This window comes from Frankia sp. AiPs1, assembly GCF_023716945.1.
In the GTDB taxonomy this organism is placed as follows: Bacteria; Actinomycetota; Actinomycetes; order Frankiales; family Frankiaceae; genus Frankia.
The window spans coordinates 1-14,282 of the sequence record NZ_JAMQQF010000115.1; the positions used below are offsets into that span (position 1 = coordinate 1).

Here is a 14,282-nt window from a genome sequence, read left to right on the forward strand (position 1 = left end):
GCCACGGCCAGCGCCGCGGTGACCGCGGCACACGTGGACGCCCGCGCCGCGACCCGCGCCAGCAGCCAGCGGACGTAGTCGGCGCGTGGGACGTCCAGCCAGGCGTCGGGTACGCGGGCGAGAACCGCGGTCAGCAGCTCCGCGTCGATCCGCGGGGCCAGCTCGGCGTCGGCGGCGGCGAACGTCGCGGGTTGGGCGGCCGCAGCCGGCAGAAGCACGTGGTCGGCGAGGCCGGGCAGGACCCGCCCGACCGCCGCGGCCGCGCTCGCCCAGTCGTGGTGGGGGTACAGGGCCGCGCCGTGGTCGATCAACCACAGCCGACCGCCCCAGACCAGCAGGTTCGGGTTACGCCAGGACCGGTCGACGTTGAGCGTCAGGGCGTCGAGCCAGAGCACCCGGGCGGCGGTCTCGGGCGGGACGTCGAACGCCAGTGGATCGTAGGTGATGGACCCGGGCAGGTAGTCCATCCCGAGATTGAGCCCGGCGCTTGCCCGCAGCAGGTCCTGGACCTCCTGGTCCGGCTCGGTGCGGCCGAGCTCGGGGTCGACGTCGATGCCGACGAGCTCGGGCACCGCGAGCCCGAGCTCGCGGGCCAGCTCGCCGACGATCACCTCGGCGACCAGCGCCTTCGGCCCCTGCCCGGCACCGCTGAACTTGACGACCCAGGTGCCGAGGTCGTCGCCCTCCATCAGCCCGGGCAGGCTCCCGCCCTCCCGCAGCGGCGTCGCATAACGCACCGCCGAGACGTGTCGCAACATCCCGCCAGTCTGCCCGAGCCGCCACAACCCCGAGTGCTCAGCGGGCGTGGACCGGCCAGGTCTCGGCGGGCGTCACGACAACGGTGAACAGTGGGAGTTCCGCCGCGGGCCGGGCCGGTTCCAGGCGGCGGCCGGCGGCTGGGGCACGGGTGGCCGCCGCAGCACGGGTGGCCGCCGCGGCGGGCCGGGCCGGCGCCCCGGTGAGGCCGGGCATGAGCAACCAGGCGTCGACGCCGGGCCTCGACGCCAGCCCCACCTGCTCCGCCAGCTCCACCTGCTCGGCCAACTCCACCTGCTCGGCCAACTCCACCTGCTCGGCCAACTCCACCTGCTCGGCCAGCTCCACCTGCTCCGGCCGGAAGTCGCGGCCGCGCAATCCCGGATAGTCGTGCTCGACCACGTCGTCAAAGAGCTCGCCGGACACCGCCAGGGCGAGATCGACACTCGAGTGGCGCCGCAGCTCGGCGCGTAACGCGGCACAGTCTCGCAGCGCGGCGACCTTCACCGCTGCCCGCCCGGAGAAGCCTGCTTCGTCGAGGTAGGTGATTCCCTGGTGCAGCGCCACTCGAAGGCGGACCCGTTCCGTCCGCGGCACGCCGTCGTTCAGTCGGGCGAGGGTGGAACGCAGCGTGGTGACGAATGCCGCGACGAACCGTCCCTCGTCGATGCCGGGCGGCAGGAAGCCGATTTCCCCACCGCCCACGGCGGGCGGGTTCCAGTGCGCCCGGTCCAGGGCGGCGACGCGCCCGAGTTCCTCGATGACGGCGCCGAGATCCCGCCGCCACCGCGGCGGCCGTAGCACGCCGGGTATCTCGCCGGCGTCCCGGTCGATCTCCATCGCGACACACAACCGCCGGATACCCGGTGGCCTTTCACTCACGCTGAACCTCCACGGGTCGGAACCGGGAGTTTCAGCGTTACCGGGAACGAGGACGGCCGCCCCGTATTCTCACGGGTTTGCGGCGAGCCGCAGCGCCTCGAGATCCTGGATTACCACGGCCCGGTAGCCGGTGGCGAGGACGCCTCGTTGGCGAAGGTCCCGCAGCACCTTGTGGACAGTCGGCTCGGCGGCGCCGACGAGAGCGGCGAGCTCCGGCTGGGTGAGCGACACCCCGACGGAACGGTGCCCGTCCGGCGACGAGCCGCCGTAGGCCCGCTCCAGCTCCAGGATCACCCGCGCCACCCGCACCGCGACCGAACAGCCGCCGAACTCGACCCGCCGCCGGGTCGCCGAGCGCAGTTTCGACGCGATCGTGCTGCTCAGCACCTGGTGCACGTCGGGCTGGCGGCGCAGGAACGCGACGAAGGCGTCCGCCCGAACGACCTTCGCCAGCACCGCGCCGGCCGCGGTCACGGTCGCGACCCGCGGTTCGGAATCGAGCCCGGCGAGCTCACCGACGAGGTCACCCCCGTGCCGGATGGCGAGCAGGGCGAACCCGCCGTTCTCGGTGGCGGCGGTGACCTTCACCCAGCCGTTGAGCAGCAGGACGACGAAGTTGGTGCGGTCGCCCTCGTGCATGACGACCTCTTCGCTCGCGTATTCGCGGTACGAACCGAGCCGCAGAATCTCCGCGCGACTTTCCGCCGCCATTCGACCGAGGACGCTCGCCGCCGGCCATTCCGTCCGGCGCGGCCGCGGGTCCCGGTCGGGCCCGCCTCCCACCGGTTCAGGCTCCTGCCACACGACGCCCCCTCGCCCATGCCAGCACGGCCGGTCAGCGACGGCACGGACCCCACGCGCATCCGCGTATGCGCGTGCGCCGCCGGCAGCAGGCCCGGCGGCCGTTCGCGGGAGATGTCGTCACCGGACGCCCGGCCCCGTTATCCGGATGCTGATCCAGCATACCGAGACGATTATCCGCACGAGCCATTCCGGGGACGCGAGCGTACAGATCGTCCGAATTGCGCAAAGATGGTCCGGGCCGGATCACACCACCGGCCCGGACCGCGAGCAATGTCAGCCGCGGTGCGGCATGAGCGCGCCGGCCGGGATGACGCCGAGCTTGCCGGCCTGGAAGTCCTCGACGGCCTGGATCAGTTCGGCCCGGGTGTTCATGACGAACGGCCCGTACGCCTCGACGTGCTCGCGGATCGGACGCCCGCCCAGGAGCAGGACCTCCAGTGCCGGCGTCGCCGCGTCCTGGCGCGCGTCGGCCGCCACCGTCACCAGGTCCCCGGCGCCGAGGACGGCGAGCTGCCCGGCCTCGATCGGCCGAGCCGCCGGGCCGACGGTGCCGCGGCCGCCGAGGACGTAGACGAGCGCGTTGAACTCAGGGTTCCAGGGGACGTGCACCCGCGCCCCGGGGCTCACCGTCGCGTGAACGACGGCGATCGGCGTGTGCGTCGAGCCGGGGCCCCGGTGCTCGCCCACCTCGCCCGCGATGACGCGCAGCAGCGCACCGCCGTCCGGCGAGGCGGCCAGTTCCACCTGCCCGGCCTCGAGGTTCTGGTAGCGAGGCGGGGTGAACTTGTCCCGGGCCGGGAGGTTCACCCAGAGCTGGATGCCGTGGAACAGGCCCCCGCGCATGACCAGCTCCGCCGGCGGCGTCTCGATGTGCAGGATGCCCGCGCCGGCGGTCATCCACTGCGTCGCGCCGTCGGTGATGAGGCCGCCGCCGCCGTGGGAGTCCTGGTGCTGGAAGGTGCCGTCGATCATGTAGGTGACGGTCTCGAAGCCGCGGTGAGGATGCCACGGGGTGCCCTTGGGCTCGCCGGGGCCGTAGTCGACCGCGCCCATCTGATCCATGTGGATGAACGGGTCGAGATCGGTGAGCCGGACGCCGGCGAAGGCGCGACGGACCGGGAACCCCTCGCCCTCGAAGCCGGTGGGCGCGGTCGTGACGGTGCGCACCGGGCGGTCGACGGCACCGAGCGCGGGCTCGGCCAGCCGGGGCAGCCGGACGGTGTCGGCGGTGACGGCGGGCATGTCGTCCTCCTGGCTGTACTTGCGGCCGCCCGGCGGGCCGGCCCTGGCAGGCCCGTCCCGGCGTCCTCGACAGTTGTACATGCAACTACCTGGCGGGAACAACCACGCCCCCGACCCAATCCTTCCCGCCCTCGGCGTCTCCGCCCGACCCAGCCACCCTTGGCGTCTCCGCCCGACCCACGCACCCTTGCCCGATCGGATCCGATCGGATCCGATCCGGCCCGGTCCAGACGCCCAGCGCGGCCCCCTTCCTGGCCGGAGTCACGAGTCGGTCACGAACGCCCGCCAGATCCGCGGCAGGACGCCGCTGCCGACGGCCGGGCCGCGAGCGGTGGACGGATGTTCGCTCTGGGCGAGCAACCTCGGGAACAACCGTAGGCTAAGACGACTTCAGTCCAGGTGACTCAACTTCCTCACGTGAGGGTGGACCACATGCCACAGATCCGGGTGTTGCCCGTCCTGCCGCTCGACGACGCCGTTGTTCTCCCCGGCATGGTCGTGTCCCTCGACATGTCCGACGAGCAGACCCGAGCCGTTGTGGACGCCGCCCGTGCCGGCGGGTCAGGCGGCTCCCCCGACGCGCGCGCGCCGGGGATCTCCAGCCGCGTCGCCGGCCGGCCCGCCGAGGTGCTGCTCGTCCCCCGGGTCGACGGCGAACTCGCCGAGGTCGCCACGGTCGGAGTGATCGAACAGGTCGGCCGGCTGCCACGCGGCGGCTCGGCGGCGATCGTGCGCGGCACGGCGCGAGCCCACGTCGGCGGCGAGCGGCTCGCCCCAGCCGGCCACGGCACCGGTAGTGCCCCGCCCGGCGACGGCGCCACTCCCGACGACGGTGCCGGCGATGGTGCCGGCGATGGTGCCGGCGATGGTGCCGGCGTCGGGGGCGGTGCGGGCGTGCAGTGGGTGGACGCGGTCGTCGTCGACGACGCGGCCACTGCGTTCGGCACGCTCGACGACCCGGCCGGCACCCACCCCGGCTCCCCGGCCGACGAGGCCGCCCGGGTGGACAAGCTCGCCAAGGAGTACCGGGCGCTCGTCACCGACCTGCTGCGCCAGCGCGGCGCCTGGCAGGTCATCGACTCGGTCTCGGCGATCACCGATCCCGCCGCGCTCGCCGACACGGCCGGCTACGCCGCCTACCTGACCACCGCGCAGAAGATCGAGCTGCTCGGCACGTCGGCGGTCGGCACCCGCCTGGAGCGGCTGCTGGCCTGGACGAAGGAGCACCTGGCCGAGCTGGATGTCGCCGAGACGATCCGCCGCGACGTCCAGGAGGGGATGGATCGCCAGCAGCGCGAGTTCCTGCTGCGCCGCCAGCTCGACGCCGTCCGCAAGGAACTGGCCGAGCTGGACGGCCCGGACGGCGGCGCCGACGGCGCGAACGGCTCGGACCCGGCTGCCTACCGGGCCCGGGTCGAGGCCGCGGACCTGCCCGCGAAGGTGCGGGCGGCGGCGCTCAAGGAGGTCGACAAGCTGGAGCGCACGGCCGAGTCCTCGCCCGAGGGCGGCTGGCTGCGCACCTGGCTCGACACCGTCCTGGACCTGCCGTGGAACGTCCGCGCCGAGGATTCCTACGACATCACCGCGGCTCGTGCGGTGCTCGACGCCGACCACTCCGGCCTCGACGACGTCAAGGACCGCATCATCGAGCATCTGGCGGTGCGCCGACGGCGCGCGGACGCCGGTCTCGGGGTGGTCGGCGGCCGGCGTGGCGGCGCGGTCCTGGCGCTGGCCGGCCCGCCCGGAGTCGGCAAGACCTCGCTCGGCGAGTCGATCGCGAAGGCCATGGGCCGCTCGTTCGTCCGGGTGGCGCTCGGTGGCGTGCGCGACGAGGCCGAGATCCGCGGCCATCGGCGCACCTACGTCGGGGCGCTGCCCGGCCGCATCGTGCGGGCGATCCGCGAGGCCGGGTCGATGAACCCGGTGGTGCTGCTGGACGAGGTGGACAAGCTCGGCGCGGACTACCGGGGCGACCCGACGGCGGCGCTGCTCGAGGTGCTCGACCCCGAGCAGAACCACACCTTCCGCGACCACTACCTCGAGGTGGAGCTGGACCTGTCCGACGTGCTGTTCCTGGCCACGGCGAACGCGCTGGAGGCCATCCCGGCGCCGCTGCTGGACCGGATGGAGCTCATCCGCCTCGACGGCTACACCGAGGACGAGAAGGTCGTCATCGCCCGCGACCACCTGCTGCGCCGCCAGCTCGACCGCGCGGGACTCGCCGAGGGCGACGTGACCATCGGCGACGACGCCCTGCACGCGCTGGCCGGGGAGTACACCCGCGAGGCCGGGGTGCGTGACCTGGAGCGCTCGATCGCCCGGCTGCTGCGCAAGGTCGTCGCCCGGGTGGCGCTCGGGGCGGCCGCGCTGCCGGTCGCGATCGACGCCGGGGATCTGACCGGCTACCTCGGCCGGCCTCGGCACACCCCGGAGTCGGCCGAGCGCACGGCGCTGCCCGGGGTGGCGACTGGTCTGGCGGTCACCGGCGCCGGCGGCGACGTGCTGTTCGTCGAGGCCTCCCTGGCCGACGCGGAGACCGGCGGCGCCGGCATCACGCTGACCGGTCAGCTCGGCGACGTGATGAAGGAGTCGGCCCAGATCGCCCTGTCCTACCTGCGCTCGCACGGGGTGGAGCTGGAGCTGCCCGTCGGCGACCTCGCCGACCGCGGCGTCCACGTGCACGTCCCCGCGGGCGCCGTGCCGAAGGACGGGCCCAGCGCCGGAGTGACGATGACGACGGCGCTGGCGTCGCTGCTGTCCGGCCGGCCGGTCCGGGCGGACGTGGCGATGACCGGCGAGGTGTCGCTGACCGGGCGGGTGCTGCCGATCGGCGGGGTGAAGCAGAAGCTGCTCGCCGCGCACCGGGCCGGCCTGACCACCGTGCTGCTGCCCCAGCGCAACGGGCCGGACCTCGACGACGTGCCCGCCCCGGTGCGTGACGCGCTCACCGTCCACCTGGTGACCGACGTTCGGGAGGTGCTGGACCTGGCGCTGGAGCCGGCGTTCGACGCCGACCACGGCGGCCGGTCGCGGGGGCGCACCGGGCACTCCCCCACCGCCCTGGCCGCCTGATCACATCCCGGTGCTCGCCCGTGGTCCGGCCGGTGTTCCCGAACACCGGCCGGGCGGCGGGCGGCCACCCGCCGTGAGCTGGGCTAATCGCCCAGGCGCGACCGGTGTGGCCGGACAGGACCGCATACGGCTTGCAAGCGACACGCCGTGGGCGAGGTAAACACCATGTGACTCCGGGCGCGCTGGGCACCGAACCCGGCTACGGTCGGGGCGTGGATAGTGGCCGCTGTCTTCGGCAGGAACGCATCGCACAACAGCGCATCCTGGGGCTGGGGCGACAAGGGGTACGCCAACGACCGCGCGACAACCGCGGCCCGGCCCGCCCGCCCAGCAGGCCCCCCGGCCGGCGGCGGCGCACCCGCTGACGCCGCCCGCCCCACCGCCCGTCCGAGACGAGGGCGCAGGTCCGAGACGAGGGCGCCGGTCAGCACCGCTGGCCCGCCCATTAGAGTGATCGGATCCCCCTTGGGCCGGCGTGGCGGAGGGACCCGGACGACGTGGACGCCCTCAGACGAGGTTGGATCGGCCTGGCGCTGTTCTTCGCGGCGCTGATAATCATGCCGATTCTGGTCTTCGGGTACGCCAAGAACCAGCCGCAGCGGCACGCGGTGGCCACCGCCGCCGATCGTCTCGTCACCGTGGCACCCTCGCCCCCGGCGGCGACGCCGCTCGTCTTCGCCGGCATCCGCCCGGGTGAGCGGATTTCCGGCTTCCGGACCATCCGGGTGGTGTCGACCAGTTACAGCGGCCCGCTGGAGTTCGTGCTCAACGGGCCCATCGCCCCGTTCCGGCTGAATCTCACCCAGCCGCCCTATGTGTTCAACCCCCACATCGGGGGTTGGAAGACCAGCGAGGTACCGAACGGGGAGTACACCCTGACCGCCATCCCGACCGAGGCGGCCAACGATCACATCTCCATCGTCTTTACGGTGAGTAACGACGCGGGCGCGACGGGCTGATATCCGCAGCCGTTCGCCCCACTCCACCGGCCAGCTCCCGGGGGTACGCGTGACGGTGCGAGCCGCAGACCCTAGTGTCAACGGGATGGATCGTCTGGTGTGGATCGACTGCGAGATGACGGGCCTGGATGCCGCGTCGGATCTGCTGCTGGAAGTGGCCTGCCTGGTTACGGACAGTGAGCTAAATATCCTCGACGGAGGCATCGACCTGGTCATCTCGGCGCCGGAGGAGGCGCTGGAGGCGATGGTGCCCGTCGTGCGCGAGATGCACCAGAGCTCGGGCCTGACCGCCGCCGTCCGCGCCGCCACCCTGACCCTGGCGGACGCGCAGGCGCAGGTCCTCGACTACGTCCGCGCCCGCGTTCCGGAGGTGCGCAAGGCGCCGCTGTGCGGCAACTCGATCGCCACCGACCGCACCTTCCTCGCCCGCTACATGCCGGAGCTCGACGCCCACCTCCACTACCGCATGATCGACGTCTCGTCGATCAAGGAACTGGCCCGGCGCTGGTACGTGCGGACGTACTACGCGGCGCCGGTCAAGCGGGGCGGCCACCGGGCGCTGGCCGACATCCAGGAGAGCATCGAGGAGCTGCGCTACTACCGGCAGGCGCTGTTCGTGCCGCCGCCCGGCCCCGGCACCGAGCAGGCCCGGACGATCGCGGCCGAGGTCCGCGCCCAGACCGACACCATCCTCGCCGCGCTCCCCGCCAGCTCCCCCGCCGCGGCGCAGGGCACCCCGTCGACCGCCCCGGACCGCGCGAACGCAACGTGATGCACACGTCACCAGCGACCCCCCTGCCCACGAGGCGACGTCGCCCGGTACGATGGCTTCGCTCGGTGAGACGCCCCAGGCGGCACACTCGGGATTCGTACCGGTAAGGTATTGCCGGCGCGGCCCGATCGGCCGCGCCGGGCGCGTTCATTGAACATGGTGGGTGTAGCTCAGTTGGTAGAGCACCGGGTTGTGGTCCCGGTGGCCGCGGGTTCAAGTCCCGTCATCCACCCCAACGCACCAGCCGTTCCACCAGGGCCGACGGTCCGGGTGGCACGGCACGGATAGCACCGGTCATGGTCATCGGGTAGCACGCTGATCCAACCGGTTCGCCCACACCCTCGCCAGCAACCTTCGCGAGTGCCCACCGGCTCCCACCGGCATGGATAGCGAGAGCCGCGCCGCGCCGTACATCGACCGATCGCCCGGGCCGTCCATCATGGGTCAGGCCAGGGACGATCACCAGGTCGGCCGTACCGACCACCCGGCCATCCGTCTCCGCGACAGTCAACCGTCGCACCATCGCGCGTCGCGCCGCCAAGGTCGGTCACTCGATGTCGAACAGGCCCTGGCGCACCGCGTACATGACGGCCTCCATGCGCGAGTGCAGCTGGAGCTTGTCCAGGATGTTGCGCACGTGGTTCTTGACCGTGTTCTCGCTGATGAACAGCTTGCGGGCGATCTCGCGGTTCGCCCGGCCCTCCGCGACGAGCTTGAGCACCTCGAGTTCGCGGGCGGTCAGGTGCGGGGCGTTCACCCGCGGGCGTTCCTCGGTACCGCGGGCCATCGTGGCGAACTCGACCATCAGCTTCGACGCCATCGACGGGCTGATCAGGCTCTGCCCGTTGTGGACGGCGCGGACGGCGTCGGCCACCTCGTGCGGCGGGATCGACTTGAGCAGGTACCCGACGGCACCGGCCTTGATCGCCTCGAACAGATCGGACTCCTCGTCCGACACGGTGAGCATCACGATCCGGGTGCGCGGCACCGCCCGCTTGATCGCCCCGGCCGCGGCGATCCCGTCCCGACCGGGCATGCGGACGTCCATCAGCACGATGTCCGGCGACGTGCCGGAGGCCAGGGTCAACGCCTCCTGGCCGTCGCCGGCGCGGCCAACGACGCTGATGTCCTCCTCGATCTCCAGGACCGTCTGCAGGCCCTGCAGAAAAAGCTCATGATCGTCTACAACGAGGACCCGGATCGGTGCGGAGTCCTCGATGGAGTCGGCTTCAGCGGCCGACGGCGGCATGACACTGGCCGTCATCACACATCCGGGAATCAGGATCGAATCGTCCGGGCGACGACGCGGACGCGAACGAAAGATGGTTCAGACACCCTTCCACTCTACGTGATGAAGTACACACCAGAGGTCGTGACAGCGTCCGAGTGACCCCCGCGTCTCCCCCCATTAACGCATCCGACATGCCGGAAATAGTACGCGGTGGACGGTCTCCAGCCACCCCAATCGCCGGCTTCGGCACCGGAACGGCAGCGGTTTCGGCCGGTCAGGGGGGTTGGCGCCCGGCCGGACGCCACGGCCGGACACGAGCCCGGGAGCACACCAAATCGGACGATCCGCGTCCGGTCGCCTAATGAGTGCTTGCCGCGTCAATTAAGCGTCCGTCAATCGGTCAGCCCGGATATCTGTGGTCGATCGAATCATCGGATGTGCGATATATGGCACTCGTCTGGTGGCGCATCAGGCGGTTGACCGTCAATCTCATCTGTATGGCCGCGACCACCAGCACCCCCCAGCCGCGACTCCACATCAAGCCGGGCACGACCTGGTCCGACGCGTTCGCCCGATGCCACGAGATCGCCCCGGAGGCGTTCGACTCCGACCGCCTGCGCAACCTGTGGGGCGGCGAGTGGCGCCGCACCGGCAATCCCCTGCACAGCCACTCCCCCGTGGACGGATCACCGATCGCCGGGCCGCCCATGCTGGGCCAGGACGAGGCGCACGAGGCGATCAGGGCCGCCCTCGACGACCACAAGCAGTGGCGCGACGTGGCGCTGGCCGAACGCAAGGTCCGCGTCCGCGCCGCGGTCGACGCGATGGACGCCCACCGCGAACTGCTCGCGCTGCTGCTCGTCTGGGAGATCGGCAAGCCCTGGCGCCTCGCCCTCACCGACGTCGACCGCGCCCTCGACGGCGTCCGCTGGTACCTCGACGAGATCGACGGCATGATCGCCGGTCGGGGCCCGCTGCCGGGCCCGGTCAGCAACATCGCGAGCTGGAACTACCCGATGAGCGTGCTCATGCACGCCATGCTGGTCCAGATGCTCGCCGGCAACGGCACGATCGCGAAGACCCCCACCGACGGCGGCGCCGCCTGCCTGACGCTGGCCAGCGCCCTGGCCCGCCGGGAGGGCCTGCCGGTCTCGTTGGTGAGCGGGTCGGGTTCGCGGCTGTCCTCGGCGCTGGTGCGCGCCCCGGAGATCGGCTGCCTGGCGTTCGTCGGCGGCCGCTCCGCCGGCGGGCAGGTCGCCGCCGCCCTCGTCGACACCGGCAAGCGCCACTTCCTCGAGCAGGAGGGGCTCAACGCCTGGGGCATCTGGGACTTCTCCCAGTGGGATACCCTCGCCGCCCATCTGCGCAAGGGCTTCGAGTACGGCAAGCAGCGCTGCACCGCCTACCCGCGCTACGTCGTCCAGCGCCAGCTGTTCGACCGCTTCCTCGAGATGTACCTGCCGGTGGTCGCCGGGGTCCGCTTCGGCCATCCGCTGGCCGTCGCCGCCGACGACGACCCGCTGCCCGAGCTGGACTACGGTCCGGTCATCACCGCCGACAAGGCCACGGAGCTCGCCGCGAAGGTCGACGAGGCGATCACGAAGGGCGGCGTGCCGCTCTACCGCGGCGACATCGCCGACGGCCGGTTCATCCCCGGGCAGGACACCTCCGCCTACGTCCCGCCGGTGGCGATCCTGCACCCGCCCGCCTCCAGCGCGCTGCACCACGCCGAGCCGTTCGGGCCGGTCGACACGATCGTCGTCGTCGACTCCGAGGCCGAGCTGCTGGCCGCCATGAACGCCTCCAACGGCGCCCTGGTCGCCTCGCTGGCCTGTGACGACGAGTCGTACGCTCGCCGGCTCGCCGGGGAGCTGCAGGCGTTCAAGGTCGGCGTCAACAAGCCGCGCTCACGCGGCGACCGCGACGAGCCGTTCGGCGGACGCGGGGCATCCTGGAAGGGTGCGTTCGTCGGCGGCGCCCACCTCGCCCGGGCCGTCACCGTCGGCCCCGACCCGAACGAACGCCTCGTCGGCAACTTCCCCAGCTACACCCTCTACCCGGAGGTCTGAGGGCGGCCTCGAAGCCGGACGACTACCCCGGACCGGGTCTGGCATCGGCCGGGAGGCGCGCAGCCTCCCGGCCACCCGGGCGCCCCAGTACACGCACCAGCGCCACCCGCGACGGCGTCACGGACGATCGCTCGACCGTGCACGCGACGCGACCGCGGGCGGAGGTCCTTCCGGAGGATAGACAAGGACGTGCACGTCCTGATCGAGATCCTCGAAGGCGGCGCGGATCCGCGGCTCGACCTCCTGCCAGTCCAGGCCGCCGTGGCCACAGCCCAGCGGCGGCACTGCGAGCGACCGGACCTTCAGCTCACCGACGACCCGAACCAGGTCCCCCAGCCCGCGCTCAACATCGGTGAGACGGGACCGGGATCGCCAGTGCCCTTTGGTCGGAAAATTGATCACGTAGCGCGGTCCGGTGAACGAGCCGGTCGGCCATACGTGCATGCGGCCGAGCTCGAGCAGGCCGGCCTTGGCCGCGGCCTGGTAGGCGGCGAACATCTCGGGATAGGTGCGCCGGAACTGCAGGGCGATGCCCTTACCCATCACACCCGCGGTGTTGACGGTGTTGACCAGGGCATCGACATCGGCGTGCAGCAGGTTGCCCGACGCCTCGGTGATCATGTCCGTCGCCCCATGCACTAGAAGTACCAGTCGGGTCTGACAACTACCCCCGCTTTCGCTCCTACGGTAGCGAGCACCGCACGGGCACGGCGCTCGCGGTCCGGCGTCCGTGCCACGACCTCGGTGAAGGCCACCCCCGGCACCCGCTCATGGACCAGACACTCGGCCATTCTGCGTTCCTTGCGGTCGGGCTCCGCCTCGGTGTCCGCCCACATCTTCGCCTGCATGAGGTCCCAGTCGATGAACGAGCCGAGCTCGCCGTCGTCGATGGTGAATCGGGCCGACCGCCGGACCGCGTTCCGATCCGTGTACACCCGCGCCAGTCCGAGCTCGGCGATCCGCCGGACGGTCGTGACCAGGTACACCAGGTCGTCGCAGCCACCGTTGTACGTGGGGACCCCGCCCCGGTGGATGACGTACATCATGGGGCTGCACGCCGCGAAGTAGAAGGGCACGTAGTCGGCCACAACCCCACCTGGCGGCACCGGCACCCGCCGCTCCCGGCGCTTGCGCTTGATGCCCCGGTCGCCCACCTCGGTTCGCAACAGCCCCTGTCGACGGACCTCGGTGTCCGACTGCAATCCGAGCCGCATGATCGTGGCCAGATGATCGATGTGCGTGAAGTGCATGACCTCTGTCGGTGGGAATCGGGCCATGGCAGACGGCTGACCTCCTCGACGACCAGACGGCCCCGGAAAGGCGAAGCCGGGCATCCACCATCCGAGGTCGATCCGCAACTTTGAGCATTATCGGTCACATTGGCGTTTGATGTCGCCACAAAGAGAAAGATTCAACCCGTCGCTGTTCACCGAAAGACAGCGGATGGCCGCTATGCGTCCCGTGACGTGGGCACAGTCCGGTTACGGATCACAGCAATGCCGGCCAGACCTGCTCCGCTACGCTGAGCGAGTGATGATCCGTGCCCGGCAGCCGTCCGTCGAGATCAAGCCCCATCGCGCCCGGATCGGACCCCGAGGGGTGACGGCACCGTGACGGCCTCGACCGCCGCCGCGCGGGTCGAGCGGTTTCGGGAGCTGCACCGGCCCGGGGCGCCGCTGATCATGCCGAATGCCTGGGATGCGGGGACGGCGCGGGTGCTCGCCGCGGTCGGCTGCCTGGCGGTGGGGACGACGAGCAGCGGGTTCGCCGGCACGCTCGGCCGGCCCGACCGGTCGGTGACCCGCGACGAGGCGCTCGGGCATGCTGCCGTGCTCGCCGCCGCCGTGGCGGTGCCGGTCTCCGCCGACCTCGAGAACGGCTACGGCGCCGAGCCGGCCGAGGTCGCGGCGACGGTGCGGGCGGCGGTGGACGCGGGGCTCGCCGGCTGCTCGATCGAGGACTTCACCGGCGACCCGCAGGCCCCGATCCACGACGTCGGCCTGGCCACCGAGCGGATCGCCGCCGCGGTCGAGGCGGCGGCCGGGCGGCTCGTCCTCACCGCCCGCGCCGAGAACCACCTGCACGGCCGGGACGACCTCGCCGACACGATCGGCCGGTTGCAGGGCTACCAGCAGGTCGGCGCGGACGTCCTCTACGCCCCGGGACTGCGCCGCGCGGCGGACATCCGCAGTCTGGTGGCGGAGCTGAACCGGCCGGTCAATGTCCTGCTGATGCCGGGCGGGCCGGGCGTGGGGGAGCTGGCCGAGCTCGGCGTCGCGCGGATCTCGACCGGTGGCGCGCTCGCCTTCGCCGCGCTGGGTGCGCTCGGCCGATCGGTCCGCGACCTGCTCGACGGGGCGGCGCCGTCATTCTGGCAGGACGCCGGTGCGGGGCGCGACATCGTCGGCGCCTGGTAGCGGGCGCCGGGTAGCGGGCGGCCGGTCAGCGACCCCGCAGGCCGTGCTCGGCGAGGGGGCCGAGGCGCAGGCCGGCGT

12 protein-coding genes and 1 tRNA gene are annotated in these 14,282 nt (G+C 72.1%); 6 read left to right on the forward strand and 7 right to left on the reverse strand.

All coding sequences use genetic code 11. From position 1 onward, the window contains the following. From ND748_RS13135 to ND748_RS13150, 4 genes are all read right to left on the reverse strand, one after another. Window positions 1-758, reverse strand: a 758-nt coding sequence (locus ND748_RS13135; RefSeq protein ID WP_251746081.1) for a HipA family kinase, incomplete at its 3' end; no start/stop codon positions are given. 37 nt (window positions 759-795) lie between these two features. Beyond that, window positions 796-1,638, reverse strand: a complete 843-nt coding sequence (locus ND748_RS13140; RefSeq protein ID WP_251746082.1) for a hypothetical protein — start codon at window positions 1,636-1,638, stop codon at window positions 796-798. Between the two features lie 69 nt (window positions 1,639-1,707). Beyond that, complete coding sequence (locus ND748_RS13145) at window positions 1,708-2,421, reverse strand: Crp/Fnr family transcriptional regulator (RefSeq protein WP_374215913.1); 714 nt, start codon at window positions 2,419-2,421, stop codon at window positions 1,708-1,710. Window positions 2,422-2,715: 294 nt separating this feature from the next. Further along, window positions 2,716-3,684: a pirin family protein gene (locus ND748_RS13150; RefSeq protein WP_251746083.1), complete on the reverse strand. Its 969-nt coding sequence runs from the start codon at window positions 3,682-3,684 to the stop codon at window positions 2,716-2,718. A gap of 432 nt (window positions 3,685-4,116) precedes the next feature. Here ND748_RS13150 and lon point away from each other — a divergent pair, with 432 nt between their 5' ends. The 4 genes from lon to ND748_RS13170 all read left to right on the forward strand — a co-directional run bounded on the left by lon (window position 4,117) and on the right by ND748_RS13170 (window position 8,722). Beyond that, the gene (gene lon / locus ND748_RS13155) at window positions 4,117-6,756 is read left to right on the forward strand and encodes an endopeptidase La (protein ID WP_251746084.1); all 2,640 of its coding nucleotides are present in this window, start codon (window positions 4,117-4,119) and stop codon (window positions 6,754-6,756) included. 497 nt (window positions 6,757-7,253) lie between these two features. Further along, window positions 7,254-7,715 carry a hypothetical protein gene (locus tag ND748_RS13160; RefSeq protein ID WP_251746085.1) on the forward strand — a complete coding sequence of 154 codons (462 nt, stop codon included), beginning with the start codon at window positions 7,254-7,256 and terminating at the stop codon, window positions 7,713-7,715. An 85-nt stretch (window positions 7,716-7,800) separates the two neighbouring features. After that, entirely contained in the window at window positions 7,801-8,487 is a 687-nt protein-coding gene (gene orn, locus ND748_RS13165; RefSeq protein WP_285902040.1) for an oligoribonuclease, read from the forward strand. A gap of 159 nt (window positions 8,488-8,646) precedes the next feature. Next, a tRNA-His gene (locus ND748_RS13170) sits at window positions 8,647-8,722 on the forward strand. 312 nt (window positions 8,723-9,034) lie between these two features. Here the strand turns inward: ND748_RS13170 and ND748_RS13175 are convergent. Then, window positions 9,035-9,751, reverse strand: coding sequence for a response regulator transcription factor (locus ND748_RS13175; RefSeq protein WP_251746087.1), 717 nt, complete (start codon window positions 9,749-9,751; stop codon window positions 9,035-9,037). 464 nt (window positions 9,752-10,215) lie between these two features. On the opposite strand from ND748_RS13175, the gene ND748_RS13180 reads away from it, so the two are divergent. Next, window positions 10,216-11,787, forward strand: a complete 1,572-nt coding sequence (locus ND748_RS13180; RefSeq protein WP_251746092.1) for an aldehyde dehydrogenase family protein — start codon at window positions 10,216-10,218, stop codon at window positions 11,785-11,787. A 117-nt stretch (window positions 11,788-11,904) separates the two neighbouring features. Here the strand turns inward: ND748_RS13180 and ND748_RS13185 are convergent, their stop codons facing one another. Both ND748_RS13185 and ND748_RS13190 read right to left on the reverse strand, forming a co-directional pair. Next, window positions 11,905-12,408 (reverse strand): macro domain-containing protein, encoded by a 504-nt coding sequence (locus ND748_RS13185; protein WP_251746088.1) that lies wholly within the window; start codon window positions 12,406-12,408, stop codon window positions 11,905-11,907. Window positions 12,409-12,425: 17 nt separating this feature from the next. After that, a complete protein-coding gene (locus ND748_RS13190; RefSeq protein ID WP_251746089.1) occupies window positions 12,426-13,037 on the reverse strand; it encodes a DUF4433 domain-containing protein in 612 nt (203 codons plus the stop codon). A 360-nt stretch (window positions 13,038-13,397) separates the two neighbouring features. On the opposite strand from ND748_RS13190, the gene ND748_RS13195 reads away from it, so the two are divergent. Then, window positions 13,398-14,204, forward strand: coding sequence for an isocitrate lyase/phosphoenolpyruvate mutase family protein (locus ND748_RS13195; RefSeq protein WP_251746090.1), 807 nt, complete (start codon window positions 13,398-13,400; stop codon window positions 14,202-14,204). Window positions 14,205-14,282 lie beyond the last annotated feature (78 nt).